This window comes from Aeromonas sp. 3P (genome assembly GCF_051919745.1).
GTDB lineage: Bacteria > Pseudomonadota > Gammaproteobacteria > Enterobacterales > Aeromonadaceae > Aeromonas > Aeromonas veronii.
On the sequence record NZ_JBQBED010000001.1, the window covers coordinates 1,946,333 to 1,964,368 of the forward strand.

Here is an 18,036-nt window from a genome sequence, read left to right on the forward strand (position 1 = left end):
CATGGCGAACTGTTTTGTCGGTGACATCCAGGGCTGTTACGACGACTTGCGCCGTCTGCTGGATCTTGCCGCGTTCGATCCCGACCAAGACGTGCTCTGGCTCTGCGGCGATCTGGTCGCCCGCGGCCCGGACTCCCTCAATACCCTGCGTTTTGTCAAAGGGCTGGGCAACCGCGCCGTCACCGTGCTCGGCAACCACGACCTGCACCTGCTGGCGGTCGCCGATGGCGTTGCACCGCTCAAGAAGAAAGACAAGCTGCAAAGCCTGATGGATGCCCCGGATCGGGATGAACTGCTGGAGTGGCTGCGCCACCGCCCGCTACTGGCCGAACATCCGGATCTGCCCATCATGATGGTGCATGCCGGGATCTCCCCCGCATGGGATGTCCGCACCGCGCGTAACTGCGCCCGCGAGGTAGAGAGCCTGCTGCGCGGAGACCAGTACAGCTGGCTGTTGCACAACATGTACGGCGACCAGCCCGATGGCTGGAAAGATGATCTGGTCGGGATCGACCGCTACCGCTACATCATCAACACCTTTACCCGGATGCGCTTCTGCTATTTCGACGGTCGTCTCGACTTCAAATGCAAGAAGGGGCCCAAGGAGTCGACCCCGGGGCTGCGTCCCTGGTTCGAACAGCGCGAACACCACGTGGATGACCCCATTCTGGTGTTCGGCCACTGGGCAGCCCTGATGGGCAACACCGGCAAGAGCGATATCAAGGCACTCGATACCGGCTGTGTCTGGGGCAACAGCCTGACCCTGTGGCGTTATGAAGATGATGCCCTGATCACCACCCCCTGCCCGGTTCACGCCAGCTAGGGGGAGCACTGCAATCAGGCGGTCGCGATCGCTGCCGAACGGATGGCCACAACTCGTTCCAATAACAAAGCCCGGCAATCTGCCGGGCTTGCTGTTTTAGGCTCCCTGTTTTCCGGCGAATGAAGTTACAACTTGCGCCCCAGCCGCTTCTCGATCTGGCGCCTCTCCCATTCGGGGCCAAACAGCTTGAAGGGCTGAAACACCCGAACAGCATGGGAGGCAAGTCCCAGTCCCCAACCCAGGGTTGGCCACCAGGCCCAGATGTACTCCGGATTGCTCAGGTAGTTGATGACAAACAGCCCGCAGATCACCACCACGTAGCTGGCGACATGGTGATAGAAGCCCTTGAGCTCCTCCACATAGCGCATTGCCGCCCGCTCCTCTGCCGATACCTGCACCGCATCCTGACCCATAGTGTCACTTCCTCTCATCTCGCGCTCCTGTTGCTCTGATCCATCCAGTTGAGCCACATCGAGTTCAAAGACGGCGGCCAGGGCCTTGAGAGATTCCAGTCCGGGTTGCTGCCCCTGCTCGATCCGCTGGATAGTGCGGACACTCAAACCAGTCAACGTTGCCAACTGCTCCTGAGACCAACCCCGTTGCAATCTCAACTTCCTGACGATCATCTCGAACTCCTTGTGGTAATTGACAGGGCCAGCATAGGGCTTGCGCCGCGAAAGGTGACACGACAGATAGCCGACATACATCTGACAGTCCTTTAAAATCAGATGGTTAAGATTTTTATCTTGTCAGTCAGCCGCTCGCTCCCCCAGATATTGCACAAACCGTAACAGATAACCATCGGGATCCTGCAGCAAAAATTCGCGCTGCCCGGCCAGCATCTCGCCCACTGGATACCAGACCTCAGTGGGCTGCCGGAAAAGTGCAATCCCGGCGGCCTGCAAGCGATCGAGTAGCGGCTGGATCTCGGTCAGCTCCATCTGCAGATTGATCCCCCGACCGAACGGTGGCTCCAGCGCCCCGACCTGCCAACCCGCCGGATGTACCTGCTCCAGCATCAGTTGTACCTGTTGCTGCTCAAGATAAGCAAAAGGAGGGTCATCGCGCCGATAGCGGACCGAGAAGCCCAACAAACCGGTATAGAAAACCAGAGCTCGAGCCAGATCGGTAACTGACAGCTCCGGTACCATGGGATTCCAATACACCTCATCCACCGCGACAGTAGGGTTCGTCATGGCTTACAGGCTCTGCATCAGCTCGGCGGCGATTTCAAAGGAGCGCAGTCGGGCCTGATGATCGACGATGGGGCCATTGAACATCAGCTCATCGGCACGGGTTTCCGCCAGCAGCGCCTTGAGTCCATGACGAACCTGCTCAGGGTCGCCCACCAGAGATCGGGCCAGGGTCTGCTCCATCGCCATCAGCTCACGGGGCGCCCACTCGTCACCAAGCTGGACGACCGGCGCGGGCAGCTTGCCCGCATCACCGCGATGAAGGCGCAAGAACTGCTGCTGCACGGTAGTGAACTGGAAGCGGGCCTCCCGCTCGCTGTCGGCGGCGATCATGTTGATGCAGACCACCGCATGGGGCTTGGGCCAGCGAGCAGAGGGGCGATACTGGCTGCGGTAGATCTCCAGCGCCTGCAGCAACATGGCGGGAGCAAAATGGGAGGCAAACCCGAACGGCAAGCCCATCGCCGCTGCAAGTTGCGCGCTGTAGAGGCTGGAGCCCAGCAGCCAGATGGGTAGATGCAGCCCCTTGCCGGGCACCGCCTGCACTGCGCTAACATCGTCGCCAAAGTAGCTCATCAGCTCGCGCACATCGGCCGGAAAATCATCCACCTCGCTGCTGCGCATTCGCCGCAGCGCCCGCATGGTGCGCTGATCGGTCCCGGGGGCGCGACCAAGGCCGAGATCGATGCGATCCGGATAGAGCGAAGCCAAGGTGCCAAACTGTTCGGCAATAACCAGCGGCGAGTGGTTCGGCAGCATGATGCCACCCGCGCCGATCCGCAGAGTGGTGGTGGCCTCGGCCAGATGGCCGATCAGCACCGAGGTGGCGGCACTGGCAATGCCCGGCATGTTGTGATGTTCGGCCAGCCAGTAGCGCTGGTAACCCCAATCCTCGGCATGGCGGGCAAGATCCCGTGAACGGCGAAACGACTGGGCAGGCTCGGAACCCTCGGCAACAGGCACCAGATCGAGCACGGAATAGGGGATGACAGACATTGGTCACTCCATTGATTTACACACCAGTAACAAGTGGGGCAATGTAGCACGGGATACCTGAATGAATCACTATCTCCTGCCACACTCTGCCTGCCAAGCGGCAGCAATCGAACGGAACAAATCTCAGGCAAGTATTGTTTGAACGCTCATCCTGCTGGCCGCGCATGCACGGGGGTGGATCATATTTTCTTACATTTGCGGGCTGGCCTGAGCGCCCCCGGCTGGTTATAACGGTGCCCCTATAGCGAAGGGGGAGCAACAGACTCCCCCTCACTCTTTGTCACACCACACTGTTCAGGTTATCTATGTCAAAACATCTCGTTCTGCTGGGCGCACTGACGCTCTCCGGTTGCGCCCTGTTGTCTCCCCCCGCCCCTACCGTCACCCCGGTGCACCTTGCCGATCCCAGCCAGCGCGGCTTCTACATCGAGTGCAGCAGCATGAAAGCCTGCTTCCAGCAGGCCAACCAGACCTGCCCGCAAGGTTACAAGGAGACCGATCGTCGCCAGCAGACGCTCTACAGCACCCAGTATCTGGGGGGAAGCTATGACGACGAAAAGAAGGTCTACAAGGCAGCCAAGCCCTATCGTATCGCCAACACGGTCCACTCCCTGACTATCCAGTGTTCCGTCACTACAGGCTGAGCCAACCGAAGGGGGACTTTCTCCCGTTACTGCGAAAAAGAAAACGGTCAACCGAGGTTGACCGTTTTTCACTGCGCTGCGCCCTTAGAACAGCAGGTGTGCCACCCCGGCAATAACCGGCAAGGTAACCAGAGTGCGCAGCAGGAAGATAACGAACAGTTCCCACAGCTTGACCGGGATCTTGCTGCCCAGCAGCAGGGCGCCCACTTCCGACATATAGATCAGCTGGGTTACCGACATCGCGGCAATCACGAAGCGGGTCATGTCGCTCTCGATGGTCGAGGCCAGCACCGCCGGAATGAACATGTCGGCAAAACCGACCATGATGGTCTTGGAGGCCGCTTCCGCCTCCGGCAGTTGCAGCAGCTCCAGCAAGGGGACGAACGGGGCGCCAAGCCAGTTGAAGATAGGGGTATGTTCGGCCAGCATCAGGGCACAGGTACCGATCGCCATCACAACCGGCAGCACGCCAAACACCATATCCAGTGCATTCTTCACCCCTTCCCGCGCGACTGCGCCGAGATCAGTCATGCTGTCAGCCTTGGTCAGGGCACGCTCGAAACCATAGCTCATTACGCTGTGCTGGTGCGGCACTGCTTCCTGCTTGCGGCACAGGGGAGTGCCATCGGCATAGATGTCCTTCTTCCAACAGAGCGGTGGCAGACGCGGCACCACGATGGCGGCAACCACACCCGCCAGACAGACGGTCAGATAAAAGGGGACAAACATGTGCTCCAGCTTCACCTGGGAGATCACCACCAGACAGAAGGTGATGGAGACCGCAGAGAAAGTGGTGCCAATCACCGCGGCTTCACGCTGGGTATAGAACTTCCCTTCGTACTGCTTGCTGGTCAGCAGGATGCCGACGCTGCCATCGCCGAGCCAAGAGGCAAAGCAGTCCACTGCGGAGCGACCCGGCAACCGGAACACCGGACGCATGATGCGGGTCATCATGGTGCCGACAAATTCCAGCAACCCAAAATCGAGCAGCAACGGCAGCAGCAGGCCGGCAAAAATGAAGACCGAAAACAGCACCGGCAGCAGATCGTTGAGCACCAGTCCACCGGTTGCGCCGGAGTAAAGCACCTCTGGCCCCACCTGGAAGAAGGTCAGCAGCACGAAGATACCGCCCAATACCCGCACGCAGGCCCAGAAAGGGGAGACACTGAACAAACTGTTGAGGAAAGGACGACGCACCAGAATCGCCGGCTTGAACAACCAGGCAATCAGCGTCATCAGCATGGTGGTGGTGATCACCGCACTGACCATGGCGACCAGATAATCGGCCAAAACACGCTGTACCAGCTTGGCCAGCACGGCCACCGGGATGGTGACGTTACCGTCATAGACGACCGGCGTCATGAACAGTAGGATCCCGATGAGTGACGGAACCAGAAACATCAACAAATTACGGCGAGTATTGACCGCAGGTGCTTCGAGACTCTTTTCCAACATGATATGACTGCCCTAATGTTACTTTTCCCTAGCCCGGCCAACCTGCGTATTCATGCATTAATCGGCAAAACGGGCGCAAGAATACTCTAAAAAAATGCACAAACAAGCCCTTAAGGCAGAAATCTGCGCATAAATATTTTCACAGGTAAACCTTCCATTAAAACAATAAGATAGAGCGGCGCATATCGATTCAATCGACATCGCCAGATTATTGTTTCGTTATTGTTAATTTTGGTGGGCAGTATAATCGGTTATCAGTGGCAGGCAATAAGTGACATCACAAATATACCTAATGAGTTGCTGCTCGATAGATATAAAAAAACCGGAGCCTGTTCAGGCTCCGGTTTTCAATGAGAGTGACGGGGATCAGTCACGGACGTAGATGACTTCAACGCCATCATCTTCGTCGTCATCCCAATCGTCATCATCAAGTCCTTCATCGAAGGCAAGAGAGGCAGCCAGTGCTTCCGCTTCAGCCTTGGCCAACTGGTTCTTGTGGTAGTCGTCCCACTTGAACTCCACCTTCTCGATGGCGTCTTTGGCATCTTCCGCCAGCTGACGGGGCATGGTATCCAGCAGATCCAGAATATCGTAGCAGACCTTCTTGGTGCCTTCCTTGCTGATGGCAGTGATGGCATAGACCGGACCTTCGTGGTTCAGGGCCGCCTTGACGCGATCCATCACCTCCTGGGCTTCCTCTTCCAGGATCAGATCCATCTTGTTAAACACCAACCAGCGCGGCTTGCCAGCCAGTTCCGGGCTGTACTTCTCCAGCTCCTTGACGATGGTCACGGCATTTTCAGCAGGATCGGAGCCATCAACCGGGCAGATATCCACCAGGTGGATCAGCACGCGGCAACGCTCGAGGTGTTTCAGGAAGCGGATACCCAAACCTGCACCTTCGGCAGCGCCTTCGATCAGACCCGGGATATCGGCGATCACGAAGGAGCGGGAGTTTTCACCACGCACCACACCCAGGTTCGGTACCAGGGTAGTGAAGGGGTAATCAGCCACTTTCGGGCGAGCCGCAGAAACGGCGCGAATAAAGGTAGACTTGCCTGCGTTGGGCAGACCCAGCATGCCGACATCGGCCAGCAGCAGCAGCTCCAGCTTCAGGGTACGCACTTCACCCGGAGTACCATTACTCTTCTGGCGGGGAGCACGGTTGACGGAGCTCTTGAAGCGGGTGTTGCCCAGACCATGGAAACCACCTTTGGCAACCAGCAGCTTCTGCTCGTGGTGGGTCAGGTCCCCCAGCAGTTCACCGGTATCTTCATCGGTCGCCCGGGTACCGACAGGCACACGCAGGATCTTGTCCTTGCCGCGGCGACCGGTACAGTTGGCGCTCTGGCCATTCTCACCGCGCTCGGCAGCATGGAAACGCTCGAAACGGTAGTCGATCAGGGTATTGAGGTTCTCGTCGGCGATCAGATATACGTCGCCACCATCACCGCCGTCACCGCCGTCCGGACCACCGTTGGGAATATATTTTTCACGGCGAAAGCTTACACAACCGTTACCACCGTCACCGGCATCGACTCGAATCTGGACTTCATCAACAAACTTCATAGGTAACCGTCACCTTAATTCGAAAAACCGATACGCAATTATAGTGGTACAGACCCCTGCGGGCGATACGCATCTTGCCAATCATGCCCGTCAGAGCCAAAGTCAGCTGCGTTCCGTTTTTTCGTCAACGACATCAGAAAGACGTCAGAAAAACAAAAGCCCCGCCTGTTGGCGGGGCTTCGGATCCTTGCGGTCCGTAATTACTCAGCAACAATGCTAACGTACTTACGATTCAGCGGACCTTTAACTTCGAACAGGATTTTACCAGTCGCGGTAGCGAACAGGGTGTGATCCTTGCCCAGACCAACGTTGGTGCCAGCGTGGAACTTGGTACCACGTTGACGAACGATGATGCTGCCAGCCAGAACTGTTTCGCCGCCGAAACGCTTCACGCCCAGGCGTTTAGCTTCAGAATCGCGACCGTTGCGGGATGAACCGCCAGCTTTTTTGTGTGCCATTTATCGGACTCCTCTAATTAAGCGCTGATGCCAGTGATTTTGACTTCAGTGAACCACTGACGGTGGCCCGCTTGCTTACGATGGTGCTTACGACGACGGAACTTGACGATAGTCACTTTCTCGCCACGGCCGTGAGCCACAACTTCAGCTACAACCTTGCCACCTTCAACGAAAGGAGCACCTACTTTAAAAGTGTCGCCTGCAGCAACCATCAGAACTTCGTTGAAGTCGATGGTAGCGCCAGTCTCAACGTTCAGCTTTTCCAGACGAACGATTTGACCTTCGGCCACACGGTGTTGTTTTCCGCCGCTTTGGAATACCGCGTACATTTGATTAACTCCGTAAAGGCATGTCTTTTGCTCAAGGCTAGACATGCGCAAAAACCTATAACAATGGGCGGGTATTCTACGCAAATCGATCTGCTCAGGCAAGGCCAATTTAGCAAAAAGTTTATTTTGTGCGCATATCTGCCGCCGTGGATAAACGCCTAACTGTAACCCATTGTGAAATCGTGTAGAATCCCTGCCATTACTAAAATCGCAGTTATTGCTGCTGTCACGTTACGAGACTTATGGACCAACAGACTATCCGTGCGCTCTGTGCCGCCGACATGACGGCGGTCAATGAACTGATCCTGGCCCGACTCCAGTCCGACGTTAGTCTGATTAATCAGCTGGGTTTCTACATTGTCAGCGCCGGCGGGAAACGGATGCGCCCCATGCTGACCGTGATGGCTGCGCGTGCGCTGGGCTATGAGGGTGAGGATCACCTGAAACTGGCCGCCATCATCGAATTCATTCACACCTCTACCCTGCTGCATGACGACGTGGTCGACGAATCCGACCTGCGCCGCGGCCGGGAGACCGCCAACGCCATGTTTGGCAATGCCGCCAGCGTGCTGGTCGGTGACTACCTCTATAGCCGCTCCTTCCAGATGATGGCCGAACTCTCCAACCTGCGGGTGATGGAGATCCTCTCGGATGCCACCAACACCATCGCCGAAGGAGAAGTGTTGCAGCTGATGAACTGCAACGACCCGGATACCACCGAAGAGAGCTACATGACGGTCATCTACTGCAAGACCGCCAAGCTGTTCGAGGCCGCCACTCGCCTTGCCGCCGTGCTGACTCATCAGCCCGAGCCCGTCGAACAGGCCATGACCGATTACGGCAAGTATCTGGGCACCGCGTTCCAGATCATCGATGACGTGATGGACTACTGCTCCCAGAGCGAAGAGATGGGCAAGAACGTCGGCGACGATCTGGCCGAAGGCAAACCGACCCTGCCGCTGCTGCGCGCCATGGAAGTGGGTACGCCGGAAGAGCGCCAGCTGGTGCGCGATGCCATCGAGCACCGCAACGGTATGGAACATCTTGAGCAGATCCTCGGCATTCTCGACCGTACCGGCGCGCTGGAGTACTCCCGCATGCGTGCCAGGGAAGAGGCCGACAAGGCCATTGCCGCTCTCGCCATCCTGCCTGACTCCCCGCACAAGCTCGCGCTGGAAACACTGGCCCACATGGCCGTGCAGCGCAGTGCCTGAGTAAACGACATGCATGAAAAAAGAGGCCTTCGGCCTCTTTTTTATTGTCTGCTATCTGCTAGACAGTGCATTGCGCCAGACTCAGCATCCAGAGGATCACGCTACCCGCAACCACTAACGAGCCGCCGATACGGCGCAACTGCTCCGGTGGCTGCTCGCTCAGCAGCCGCAACATCTGCTGCCATGCCCTGGGCATCAACAACGGGCCGAGCCCCTCGAACAATAACAGCAATCCCGACCCCATCAGCATGGATGTCAGCATCCGACCTCCTTCAATGCAACCAGCCCCCTGGGTCGACGGCTGGCATTGGCACCAAAAACAAAAGGGTCTGACAATGCAGACCCTTTTGAATGTGACCTCGTGGCGATTACTGCTTGGTGCCGTGAGGAGACTTGAGGTAACGGAAGAACTCGCTGTCCGGCTTCAACACCATCAGGTCGTTGCCACCGGCGAAGCTCTTGCGATAGGCCTCCATGCTACGCACGAAGCTGAAAAACTCAGGGTCTTTCTTGTAGCTGTCGGCATAGATCTTGGCGGCTTCCGCATCCCCTTCACCGCGCAGCTGGCGAGCGTTACTCTCGGCGTCGGCGATCATGACGGTCACCTTGCGGTCGATATCGGCACGCAGGATTTCAGCCTTCTCGCGACCCTGAGAGCGGTGCTCACGGGCGACTGCGGTACGTTCGGCACGCATCCGTTGGTAGATGGAGTTGGAGACTTCCACCGGCAGGTTGATCTGCTTGATCCGCACATCCACCACCTTGATGCCGAGCTCGGAGGAGCGCGCCATCTTCTTCAGGGCATCTTCCATCACGGTACTGCGCTCACCGGAGACGATATCCTTGATGGTGCGGTTACCGATCTCGGAACGCAGACCGTTGTTGATCTTGCGCTTTAGCAGATCTTCAGCCTGCAGCTTGTTGCCACCACCGGTTGCCAGGTAGTACTTGGAGAAGTCCTCGATCTTCCACTTCACGTAGGAGTCGATGATCAGGTCTTTCTTCTCGGAGGTGACAAAACGGTCGGCCTGGCTGTCAATGGTCTGGATGCGGGCATCCATCTTGCGAACCTGGTCGATGAGCGGCACCTTGAAGTGCAGGCCCGGCTCATAGAGGCGGGGTTCACCGGAGTCAACCCGTTTCACCTTGCCAAACTGCACCACAATCCCCTTCTGACCTTCATCAACGATAAAGACAGAGGAGAAGCAGACCATGGCCGCGACAGCGATTGCACCAATAGCTAGCTTTTTCATCTATCAGTTTCTCCCTGAGCTGAAGCGGTCACCGCTACGCAGCGGCATTGTCGGGGTAGAGTTGGCACCCTCGTTGGAAACGGGGACCTGCTCTGTGACCGGGGCGACAGTGGCACGATCAGACTGGGCTGCCTTCGGCTTGCCAGACAGCTTGTCGAGCGGCAGGTAGATCATGCTGTTGTTGCCAGCCGGCATGTCGACCACCACCTTGTTGGCCTGCTGATAGAGCTCTTCCATGGTTTCCAGATAGATACGCTCACGGGTCAGCTCGGGAGCAGCCAGATACTGGGGCAGCAGCTCGTTGAAGCGAGCGACTTCACCCTGGGCTTTCAACACGATCTGGGATTTGTAAGCTTCCGCTTCCTGCTCCAGACGCTTCACCTGGCCACGGGCCTTGGGCTCCACTTCACGGGCATAGGCTTCTGCTTCACGAATGAAGCGCTGTTCATCTTCCTGAGCGGAGATGGCGTCATCAAAGGCGTCTTTCACCTCTTCCGGCGGACGCGCCGGCAGGAAGTTGACGTCGACGATCTGCAGACCCATCTGGTAAGGCTCGATGATGCCATCGATCACCTGCCAGGTCTCCTGACGCACCTTCTCACGACCGGTGGTCAGCACGTCATCCATCCGGGTATGGCCCACTACATAGCGCAAGGCGCTATCGGTAGCCTGACCCAGACTCTCGTCGGCATTGGTCACGCTGAACAGATACTGCTCGGGATTGACCACACGGTACTGCACGTCCATCTCGACCCGTACCACGTTTTCATCCTGAGTCAGCATGAAACCGGAGGCAGGCAGGGAGCGCACGGACTCGACGTCCACCGGGATCACCTGATCGATAAAGGTCGGCTTCCAGCGCAGGCCCGGCTCGACAATATGGGAAAACTTGCCAAACCGCAGCACGGCACCACGCTCCGCTTCGCGAATGGTGTAGAAGCCGCTGACGACCCACACCACCACAGCCACAACCAGCGCGATGGAGATACCAAAGCGACCTACATCGCCGCCAGATTTGCCGCCACCAAACAAGCCACCGAAACGGCGACTCACTTTGCGCAGCATTTCATCCAGATCAGGGGGTCCCTGATTCTTGCCGTTATTCCCCCAAGGGTCACGGTCTTTGCCGTTGTTACCAGGCTCATTCCAAGCCATCAGCGTCTCCATTAATACATGCGGATGGATATCATCTCTATCGGGCCATCATACGTTGCGAAGCCCCTAAGGGTTCATCTTCATCAACGAATCAATGCCTGATAAAGCGTTGTAAACTCTCACCTTCCTGTTTCACGAGGCGGTTCCAGTCGGCCACTTGCAAGCGGACTTCCAGCACGAAATCACCCTCCTCGCTAAAACCTTCCTGCTCAATCCCTTTCAGCTGATAGAGCGCACTGCGCAATCTCGAGGCAGAAGGAGGCAACTGCAGGGTGTGATGCACCATGGAGCCAGCCAGCAATTCGGTCAGCGCCGTAAACAGATGCTCACAACCTTCACCAGTCTGGGCCGACAACCAGACGCGCAACGGGCGCCCCTCGTCATCTCGCTCCAGACCTGCCGGACGATCCGCCAGCTTGTCGATCTTGTTGCAGATCATCAGCTGGGGCCTGTCATCGGCTTCGATCTCGGCGAGCACCTGCTGCACGGAGTCGATATTCTCCTGCATCTGCTCATCGGCACAGTCCACCACATGCAGCAGCAGATCCGCTTCACGGGTCTCCTGCAGGGTCGCCTTGAAGGCCGCGACCAGATCATGGGGCAAGTGTCGAATAAATCCAACTGTATCCGCCAAAATCACATCACCCACATCCCGGATCACCAGTTTACGCAGGGTGGGATCCAGAGTTGCGAACAATTGGTCGGCAGCATACACGCTGGCAGCTGTAAGTTGGTTGAACAAAGTGGACTTTCCGGCGTTGGTGTAACCAACCAGTGACACCGTCGGCACTTCGTTGCGGTTGCGGGCACGGCGTCCCTGCTCCCGCTGCTTGGCCACCTTGTCGAGCCGACGCAATATCGCCTTGATGCGTTCCCGCAGCAGACGTCGGTCAGTTTCAAGCTGGGTTTCACCCGGGCCACGCAGACCGATCCCGCCCTTTTGACGCTCAAGGTGGGTCCAGCCTCGCACCAGACGAGTGGAAAGATGGCGCAACTGGGCCAGTTCGACCTGCAGTTTACCTTCGTGGGTACGGGCGCGCTGGGCAAAGATATCGAGGATCAGGCCGGTTCGATCCACCACCCGGCACTGGAACAGACGCTCCAGGTTGCGCTCCTGGGCAGGGGTCAGGGCATGGTTGAAGATGACGACGTCGGCATCCAGCATCTGGACTTGGGACGCGATCTCTTCAGCCTTGCCACTGCCGACAAAAAATTTGGCACTGGGCGCACTGCGACTGGTGGTAATTACCCCCAGCGCATTGACTCCGGCCGAGCTCACCAACATCTTGAGCTCTTCCAGATCCTCCCGCTCACCCTCATCACTGAAGTTGACATGCACCAGAACGGCCTGTTCGCCAGCTGCATAACGGTCAAACAAGCGCTTGCTCCTTAACAGGAATCATGATGAATCTGAGTTGGCGAGTCGACTCGCCCAGGGATATCACGCCTCGGCATCACCCTGTTCATCAGCCGCGCCACCCGGAGTGGGCTGGTGATGATTGACGGCACGGGCCGGTACGACAGTCGAGATGGCGTGCTTGTAAACCATCTGGCTCACGGTGTTTTTCAGCAGGATAACAAACTGGTCAAAAGACTCGATCTGACCTTGCAGTTTGATGCCGTTCACCAAATAGATAGAAACAGGAATCCGCTCACGGCGCAGCGCATTCAAAAACGGGTCTTGGAGAGATTGCCCCTTAGCCATTTTTCTTTTCCTTATAGTTTGTTGTTTTTAAACACCGAATATCAATATAACAACCTGATTATACAGGGAGTGTCAAGCCGCACCAGCGCGAGCAAGCACGCGGTCGAGATTGCCAGACTCACCAGATTCCAACCAGGTCACATCGGGCCAGCCGCGCAACCAGGTCATCTGTCGTTTTGCCAATTGGCGTGTGGCAACAATGCCACGATAACGCATCTCATCATACCCCACTTCACCGCACAGGTAGTCCCACATTTGGCGATAACCCACACAGCGAATGGAGGGGAGATCCGGGTGCAGATCGCCGCGCGCCATCAGCGCACGAACCTCCTGTTCAAAGCCGCCTTGCAGCATCTTGTCAAAGCGTTGTTCGATCCGCTGATGCAGCACGGCGCGATCGCTCGGGGCGATGGCAAACTGCTGCACCCGATAGGGCAAGCCCTCCCCCTGCACCTGCGTCAGCTCGGTAAGGGTCTTGCCGCTGATGCGGTAGACCTCCAGCGCCCGGGAGAGTCGTTGCGGGTCATTGGGGTGGATCCGCGCACCGGCCACCGGGTCGATGCGCACCAGCTCATCGTGCAGCGCCTGCCAACCGAGGCGGGCAGCCTCTTCCTCAATCCCGGCACGAATGGCGGGATCGGCAGAGGGCAGCGGGGACAATCCCTCCAGCAGCGCCTTGAAATAGAGCATTGTGCCGCCCACCAGCAGCGGAATGCGGCCGCGGCCGGCGATCTCTTTCATCTCCCGCAGGGCATCCTTGCAAAAATCGGCTGCCGAATAACTCACAGCGGGATCAAGAATATCGATCAGCCGGTGCGGGGCACGTGCCAGTTCATCGGCGGTCGGCTTGGCCGTACCTATATCCATGCCGCGATAGATCAGCGCAGAATCGACGCTGATGATGTCGCAAGGCAATGCCTGGCACAGTTCAATGGCGAGATCCGTCTTGCCGGAGGCCGTCGGCCCCATCAGAAAAATTGCGGTCGGCAAGTCACTCGCCATGTTCAAACTCCTCCAGCACGGTCGCCAGCGAAAGAGGGCGCACCATGCGAATGTCTGCCAGTTGGTCACTGAAATCGGTCACAAGTTCCGTCAGCAGACGACTGGCAGTTGAAAAATCGTATATCTTCTCGCGGCTTATCCCCTGCTCCACCAGCCATTGGCATAATACTTCAGCCTGCTGACCAGCATCACTGTCAGATCCGCCCTCGATAATTTGCAGCAATTCGGGTAACAGACGAACCAGATCGGTCTGGCGCAGCAGAGCCGGCACCCGAGTCAGGATCATGGTGTCACGCCCCCCGCTTTTCAACTCCAGCCCCATCCGTTTCAGCAAACGCTCCTGCTCGGTCACCAGCGCGATCAAATTTTTCGGCAATTTGAAGGAGACCGGCAGCAACAGTGGCTGGGCCGCCAGCCCCTGACCCCAGGTCTCCAGCAGCCAGTGGCGCAGCAGCACCCGCTCGGCGCGTACCAGCGAGAGCAGCGCCAGCTGATTATCCCGCTCGATCAACAGGTAAGCCTGCTCCACCAGTGTCAGGGCGCGACATCCCCCCTGTTTGGGTGACGGCACTGGATCAGTGGGCTGCACAGGAGCAGCCTCAGCTTCGATAGGCAGCGTAGTTAGCAGAGCGCCCATGCCGCGCATCGCCTCCCGGCTTGGGGGCTCGGGCGGTTGATAATTGCTGGCTCGGCCAGCCCCACCGCCCCCCTCCCGCACCTGTGCAGGTGCCCGGTAGCTGTGCTCGGCACCGTACCATTCGGGACGTGGCGCCTGACCGGGATATTCAATCTGCAGACTGACCGGCAGCTCGACCAGAGTTTCGGCCAGCGGGGCATCCTGATGAGCGGCACTGACGCCTTCGCGGCGCAGCGCAGTAAACAGCGCCTGAAAGATAAAGTCGTGGATCAGTCGCGCCTGATGGAAGCGTACCTCATGCTTGGCCGGGTGGACGTTGACATCCACCTGACGGGGATCCAGCTCGATATAGAGCACATAGGCGGCGAAGCGGTCGGGAGGCAACAACTCGTCATAGGCCTGACGAATGGCGTGGTTGATGAGCTTGTCGCGCATCATCCGGCCGTTGACATAGGTGTATTGCAGATCGTTTTGCGGTCTTGCCCCCTCCGGAGTCGCCAACCAGCCCCACAACCGCACGTCGCTATGCTCGCTCTCCACCGCCAGCGCATGGTGCATGAAGGGAGTGCCGCAAACGGCGGCGAGACGTCGCTCCTGCTCCGGCACGGTATTGGCGGCCTTGTACTGGCGCACCACCTTGCCATTGTGGCGCAGGATCAGGGTGGCATCGAAGCGGGAGAGCGCAATGCGGCGCACCAGCTCGTCGATATGGGCAAACTCGGTCTTTTCGCTGCGCATGAACTTGCGCCGCGCCGGGGTATTGAAGAAGAGATCCACCACCTCCACCGTGGTGCCCACCGGATGTGCCGCCGGCTTGATAGTGACGCTCATTTCGCGCCCTTCCGCCTGGGCTTGCCAGGCTTCGGACTGCTCGGCGGTGCGGGAGGTGAAGGTGAGACGGGAAACCGAGCTGATAGAGGCGAGCGCCTCACCACGAAAACCGAGGCTGTTGATCCCTTCCAGATCGTCCAGCGTGGCCACCTTGGAGGTCGCATGACGCGACAGCGCCAGCACCAGCTCGTCTTTGGCGACGCCACAGCCGTTGTCACGGATGCGGATCAGCTTGGCGCCCCCCTTGTCGATGTCGATCTCGACCCGGTCGGCCCCCGCATCCAAGCTGTTTTCCACCAGCTCTTTCACCACAGAAGAGGGCCGCTCCACCACCTCTCCGGCTGCAATCTGGTTGGCCAGAATGGGTGGCAAAATACGGATCGGCATCATTTACTCCTGAATTTCTATCTTGCGGATGGTCAGTCTCTTAAGGCTCCAGGAGGGCCGCTCCACCACCTCTCCACCAACCGGAATCTGGTTGGCCAGAATCGGGGGTAATATACGGATCGGCATCACTTACTCCTGAATTTCAATCTTGCTGATGGTATTCGCTAACAACGGGAGTGGCATCGCCCAATCCCGCGCGTCAGTTTTGCGGAATGTAGAGCACCTGCCCTACCTGAATATTCCGCGACTTGAGCTTGTTGATCTCTACCAGCCGTGCCTGACTCACCCCATGTTTCTCGGCAAGGCGGGAGAGGCTCTCGCCCCGCTTGACCACATGGCGGATCATCTGCGACTTGTCGTCACTGCGAACGGGGGCAGCAGCGCGGCTCTGCCCCTGCTGAGGGATATAGATAGTCTGACCAATCTGAATATCCCGGCTGCGCAGCTGGTTGATCTCCACCAGAGTGGACTGACTCACTCCATGCTTCTCGGCAAGGCGAGAGAGGCTCTCACCCCGTTTGACCACATGGCGGAGCATCCGCGATTTGTCATAGTCGCCCACACTGCTGACCGGTGCACCGCTCTCCTGCGCTGCCGCCGAGTAAGGCTTGATCACCCCGGCGCCAGAGCCGCTCCCAGCACCGCCGTCACGGGCGGTGGCGGGCATCTTGTTGGTCACTACCGACTGCGACTGTGTCTGCCTGGGCTGGCTCACCGGCTGCCGGGCTACCGGTGCGGGGCGAGTAGCGGCAGGTTGGCTCACCTGCCCTTTGCCGGTCAGCATGGCCCCCTTGGTCGGGTGGGCGCGGTAGTAGTTGCGGATCCCCTCGAAGATGGCGCGGGCCAGCTGGTCCTGATAGCTGGCGGTAGCCAGCAGCTTCTCTTCCGCATGGTTGGAGATAAAGCCGGTTTCGACCAGCACGGATGGAATATCCGGCGCCTTCAGCACCGCCAGACTGGCGTGTTCCGGCGCCTTCTTGTGCAGTCGGGCGACCTTGCCCATGGAGCGCAGGATCTGGCGGCTGACGTCATATCCTTCGGCACGGGACTTGTCCATGGAGAGGTCGAGGAAGGTCTGTGCCAGATAGGGGTTGGGATCGGATTCCGCCAACACCTTGCCGACACCGCCCAGCAGCTCGCCCTGCTTCTCCTGCTTCTCCAGCCAGCTGCCCATCTCGCGGTTGGCACGGTTGGTCGACAAGACCCAGACCGAGGCACCGCGCGGGGTCGAGTTATGAAAACTGTCTGCATGGATAGAGACCAGCAGATCCGCCTTCGCCTTGCGGGCAATCTCGGAACGCTTGTTGAGGTCGACGAAATAGTCGCCACGACGGGTCAGCACGGCGCGCATCCCCGGCTCACGGTCGATCAGTGCCGCCAGCTTCTGGGAGACCGCCAGCGTGACCCGCTTCTCGTAGGTGCGGCGCGGGCCGATGGAGCCCGGGTCTTCCCCGCCGTGGCCCGGGTCGATGGCAATCACCACCCCTTTGCCCTTGCCACCAACAGGCGTGGATTGCACCGCAGCCGCCGAGCGCTTCTCTTCATAAGGAAGGTCGATGACCAGACGGTGGCCATAGGGTCCGGCTGGCGCTAACGGAAAGACCACCGGCTTGATGGCGGAGCTGAGATCCATCACCAGTCGCAGACCCCCCTTCTCCAGCGGTGTACTCTGGCGGATCTTGCGCACCAGTTCGCTGTTGTTCTCGATCCGGGCCAGATTGGCGGCGTTGCTCGCCCCTTTCAGATCGATTACCAGCCGATCCGGGCCGGTGAGGGTGAAGTAGTTGTAATTGGGGGCGCTGCTCATATCGAGCACCACCCGGGTGTTATCCGGTGATGGCCAGATTCGTACGCTCTTGAGCTGATTCGCCCAAGAGGGTAACGCCATCAAAGAGAGAGCAATAACAAGGATCAAGCGCACGTAGATGACAACCGTTCCAGAATGGCTTCGCCAATAGCAGTGCGAGCCTCTATCAGAACCTCGCGCTGCTCGCCTACATAAGTGAGGGTAATTTCCAGGTCGGGAGCCGGTAACCAGCCCTCGCCCTTCTCGGACCACTCCACCAGACAGAGAGTGTTGGCGGCAAAATAGTCCCGAATGCCCATGAATTCCAGCTCTTCCGGATCTGCCAGGCGATAGAGATCGAAATGGTAGACCTGCCAGCCATCGAGTTCATAGGGTTCGACCAAGGTGTAAGTCGGGCTTTTTACCTTGCCCTGATGGCCAAGGCCCTGCACCCAGCCGCGGGTCAGGGTGGTTTTACCGGCGCCAAGCGTGCCATGCAAAAACACTGTGGTCGCCTGCTGGCAGGCCTGTGCCAGACGGCCACCCAGTGCCACGGTTGCTGCCTCGTCCGGCAGTGTCATCATCAACTGTTTTGCCAT

General features: G+C 58.4%; 19 protein-coding genes. 3 read left to right on the plus strand and 16 right to left on the minus strand.

Annotated elements, in window-relative coordinates:
- Position 1: 1 nt before the first annotated feature.
- Positions 2-823 (plus strand): symmetrical bis(5'-nucleosyl)-tetraphosphatase, encoded by an 822-nt coding sequence (locus tag ACTG19_RS08740; protein WP_069555848.1) that lies wholly within the window; start codon positions 2-4, stop codon positions 821-823.
- 125 nt (positions 824-948) lie between these two features.
- On the opposite strand, the gene ACTG19_RS08745 is transcribed toward ACTG19_RS08740, so the two are convergent.
- The 3 genes from ACTG19_RS08745 to ACTG19_RS08755 all read right to left on the minus strand — a co-directional run bounded on the left by ACTG19_RS08745 (position 949) and on the right by ACTG19_RS08755 (position 3,012).
- Positions 949-1,449, minus strand: a complete 501-nt coding sequence (locus ACTG19_RS08745; protein ID WP_159158270.1) for a 2TM domain-containing protein — start codon at positions 1,447-1,449, stop codon at positions 949-951.
- A gap of 123 nt (positions 1,450-1,572) precedes the next feature.
- On the minus strand, positions 1,573-2,019 hold the full coding sequence (locus ACTG19_RS08750; protein WP_179214473.1) for a bleomycin resistance protein: 447 nt from the start codon (positions 2,017-2,019) through the stop codon (positions 1,573-1,575).
- 3 nt (positions 2,020-2,022) lie between these two features.
- Complete coding sequence (locus ACTG19_RS08755) at positions 2,023-3,012, minus strand: luciferase-like monooxygenase (protein ID WP_376898984.1); 990 nt, start codon at positions 3,010-3,012, stop codon at positions 2,023-2,025.
- Between the two features lie 305 nt (positions 3,013-3,317).
- Between ACTG19_RS08755 and ACTG19_RS08760 the strand changes: the two genes are divergently transcribed.
- Complete coding sequence (locus ACTG19_RS08760) at positions 3,318-3,656, plus strand: hypothetical protein (RefSeq protein WP_113740485.1); 339 nt, start codon at positions 3,318-3,320, stop codon at positions 3,654-3,656.
- An 84-nt stretch (positions 3,657-3,740) separates the two neighbouring features.
- Here the strand turns inward: ACTG19_RS08760 and ACTG19_RS08765 are convergent, their stop codons facing one another.
- From ACTG19_RS08765 to rplU, 4 genes are all read right to left on the minus strand, one after another.
- The gene (locus tag ACTG19_RS08765; RefSeq protein WP_113740486.1) at positions 3,741-5,111 is read right to left on the minus strand and encodes a YjiH family protein; all 1,371 of its coding nucleotides are present in this window, start codon (positions 5,109-5,111) and stop codon (positions 3,741-3,743) included.
- Positions 5,112-5,477: 366 nt separating this feature from the next.
- Entirely contained in the window at positions 5,478-6,680 is a 1,203-nt protein-coding gene (cgtA, locus tag ACTG19_RS08770) for an Obg family GTPase CgtA (protein ID WP_005339026.1), read from the minus strand.
- A 200-nt stretch (positions 6,681-6,880) separates the two neighbouring features.
- Positions 6,881-7,138 carry a 50S ribosomal protein L27 gene (gene rpmA, locus ACTG19_RS08775; protein WP_005339028.1) on the minus strand — a complete coding sequence of 86 codons (258 nt, stop codon included), beginning with the start codon at positions 7,136-7,138 and terminating at the stop codon, positions 6,881-6,883.
- A 17-nt stretch (positions 7,139-7,155) separates the two neighbouring features.
- Positions 7,156-7,467 (minus strand): 50S ribosomal protein L21, encoded by a 312-nt coding sequence (gene rplU, locus ACTG19_RS08780; RefSeq protein WP_005304210.1) that lies wholly within the window; start codon positions 7,465-7,467, stop codon positions 7,156-7,158.
- A 242-nt stretch (positions 7,468-7,709) separates the two neighbouring features.
- Between rplU and ispB the strand changes: the two genes are divergently transcribed.
- Positions 7,710-8,681 (plus strand): octaprenyl diphosphate synthase, encoded by a 972-nt coding sequence (ispB, locus tag ACTG19_RS08785; protein WP_113740487.1) that lies wholly within the window; start codon positions 7,710-7,712, stop codon positions 8,679-8,681.
- Positions 8,682-8,739: 58 nt separating this feature from the next.
- Here ispB and ACTG19_RS08790 read toward each other — a convergent pair whose 3' ends face one another.
- The 9 genes from ACTG19_RS08790 to tsaE all read right to left on the minus strand — a co-directional run bounded on the left by ACTG19_RS08790 (position 8,740) and on the right by tsaE (position 18,036).
- Positions 8,740-8,943, minus strand: a complete 204-nt coding sequence (locus tag ACTG19_RS08790) for a DUF2065 domain-containing protein (protein ID WP_113740488.1) — start codon at positions 8,941-8,943, stop codon at positions 8,740-8,742.
- Positions 8,944-9,049: 106 nt separating this feature from the next.
- Positions 9,050-9,934 carry a protease modulator HflC gene (gene hflC / locus ACTG19_RS08795; protein WP_005339038.1) on the minus strand — a complete coding sequence of 295 codons (885 nt, stop codon included), beginning with the start codon at positions 9,932-9,934 and terminating at the stop codon, positions 9,050-9,052.
- 3 nt (positions 9,935-9,937) lie between these two features.
- Positions 9,938-11,089, minus strand: coding sequence for an FtsH protease activity modulator HflK (gene hflK / locus ACTG19_RS08800; protein ID WP_005339041.1), 1,152 nt, complete (start codon positions 11,087-11,089; stop codon positions 9,938-9,940).
- A 91-nt stretch (positions 11,090-11,180) separates the two neighbouring features.
- Positions 11,181-12,467, minus strand: a complete 1,287-nt coding sequence (gene hflX / locus ACTG19_RS08805; protein ID WP_439988985.1) for a ribosome rescue GTPase HflX — start codon at positions 12,465-12,467, stop codon at positions 11,181-11,183.
- A 63-nt stretch (positions 12,468-12,530) separates the two neighbouring features.
- Positions 12,531-12,794, minus strand: coding sequence for an RNA chaperone Hfq (hfq, locus tag ACTG19_RS08810; protein WP_005339045.1), 264 nt, complete (start codon positions 12,792-12,794; stop codon positions 12,531-12,533).
- A gap of 72 nt (positions 12,795-12,866) precedes the next feature.
- Entirely contained in the window at positions 12,867-13,796 is a 930-nt protein-coding gene (gene miaA / locus ACTG19_RS08815; RefSeq protein ID WP_164980011.1) for a tRNA (adenosine(37)-N6)-dimethylallyltransferase MiaA, read from the minus strand.
- Positions 13,786-15,651, minus strand: a complete 1,866-nt coding sequence (mutL, locus tag ACTG19_RS08820; protein WP_129504708.1) for a DNA mismatch repair endonuclease MutL — start codon at positions 15,649-15,651, stop codon at positions 13,786-13,788. The genes miaA and mutL overlap by 11 nt, the downstream gene beginning before the upstream one ends.
- A gap of 199 nt (positions 15,652-15,850) precedes the next feature.
- Positions 15,851-17,539: an N-acetylmuramoyl-L-alanine amidase gene (locus ACTG19_RS08825; RefSeq protein WP_439988986.1), complete on the minus strand. Its 1,689-nt coding sequence runs from the start codon at positions 17,537-17,539 to the stop codon at positions 15,851-15,853.
- 23 nt (positions 17,540-17,562) lie between these two features.
- Positions 17,563-18,036 carry a tRNA (adenosine(37)-N6)-threonylcarbamoyltransferase complex ATPase subunit type 1 TsaE gene (gene tsaE / locus ACTG19_RS08830; RefSeq protein ID WP_005339056.1) on the minus strand — a complete coding sequence of 158 codons (474 nt, stop codon included), beginning with the start codon at positions 18,034-18,036 and terminating at the stop codon, positions 17,563-17,565.

What these genes read in the sequence shown, in the direction of transcription:
- ispB (WP_113740487.1), top strand. Translation starts at nt 7,710, where the DNA reads ATGGACCAACAGACTATCCGTGCGCTCTGTGCCGCCGACATGACGGCG.
- rplU (WP_005304210.1), bottom strand. Translation starts at nt 7,467, where the DNA reads ATGTACGCGGTATTCCAAAGCGGCGGAAAACAACACCGTGTGGCCGAA.
- rpmA (WP_005339028.1), bottom strand. Translation starts at nt 7,138, where the DNA reads ATGGCACACAAAAAAGCTGGCGGTTCATCCCGCAACGGTCGCGATTCT.
- ACTG19_RS08745 (WP_159158270.1), bottom strand. Translation starts at nt 1,449, where the DNA reads ATGATCGTCAGGAAGTTGAGATTGCAACGGGGTTGGTCTCAGGAGCAG.
- miaA (WP_164980011.1), bottom strand. Translation starts at nt 13,796, where the DNA reads ATGGCGAGTGACTTGCCGACCGCAATTTTTCTGATGGGGCCGACGGCC.
- ACTG19_RS08740 (WP_069555848.1), top strand. Translation starts at nt 2, where the DNA reads ATGGCGAACTGTTTTGTCGGTGACATCCAGGGCTGTTACGACGACTTG.
- mutL (WP_129504708.1), bottom strand. Translation starts at nt 15,651, where the DNA reads ATGCCGATCCGTATTTTGCCACCCATTCTGGCCAACCAGATTGCAGCC.
- ACTG19_RS08825 (WP_439988986.1), bottom strand. Translation starts at nt 17,539, where the DNA reads ATGGCGTTACCCTCTTGGGCGAATCAGCTCAAGAGCGTACGAATCTGG.
- ACTG19_RS08790 (WP_113740488.1), bottom strand. Translation starts at nt 8,943, where the DNA reads ATGCTGACATCCATGCTGATGGGGTCGGGATTGCTGTTATTGTTCGAG.
- ACTG19_RS08760 (WP_113740485.1), top strand. Translation starts at nt 3,318, where the DNA reads ATGTCAAAACATCTCGTTCTGCTGGGCGCACTGACGCTCTCCGGTTGC.
- hfq (WP_005339045.1), bottom strand. Translation starts at nt 12,794, where the DNA reads ATGGCTAAGGGGCAATCTCTCCAAGACCCGTTTTTGAATGCGCTGCGC.
- hflK (WP_005339041.1), bottom strand. Translation starts at nt 11,089, where the DNA reads ATGGCTTGGAATGAGCCTGGTAACAACGGCAAAGACCGTGACCCTTGG.
- cgtA (WP_005339026.1), bottom strand. Translation starts at nt 6,680, where the DNA reads ATGAAGTTTGTTGATGAAGTCCAGATTCGAGTCGATGCCGGTGACGGT.
- ACTG19_RS08755 (WP_376898984.1), bottom strand. Translation starts at nt 3,012, where the DNA reads ATGTCTGTCATCCCCTATTCCGTGCTCGATCTGGTGCCTGTTGCCGAG.
- ACTG19_RS08750 (WP_179214473.1), bottom strand. Translation starts at nt 2,019, where the DNA reads ATGACGAACCCTACTGTCGCGGTGGATGAGGTGTATTGGAATCCCATG.
- ACTG19_RS08765 (WP_113740486.1), bottom strand. Translation starts at nt 5,111, where the DNA reads ATGTTGGAAAAGAGTCTCGAAGCACCTGCGGTCAATACTCGCCGTAAT.
- tsaE (WP_005339056.1), bottom strand. Translation starts at nt 18,036, where the DNA reads ATGGCAAAACAGTTGATGATGACACTGCCGGACGAGGCAGCAACCGTG.
- hflC (WP_005339038.1), bottom strand. Translation starts at nt 9,934, where the DNA reads ATGAAAAAGCTAGCTATTGGTGCAATCGCTGTCGCGGCCATGGTCTGC.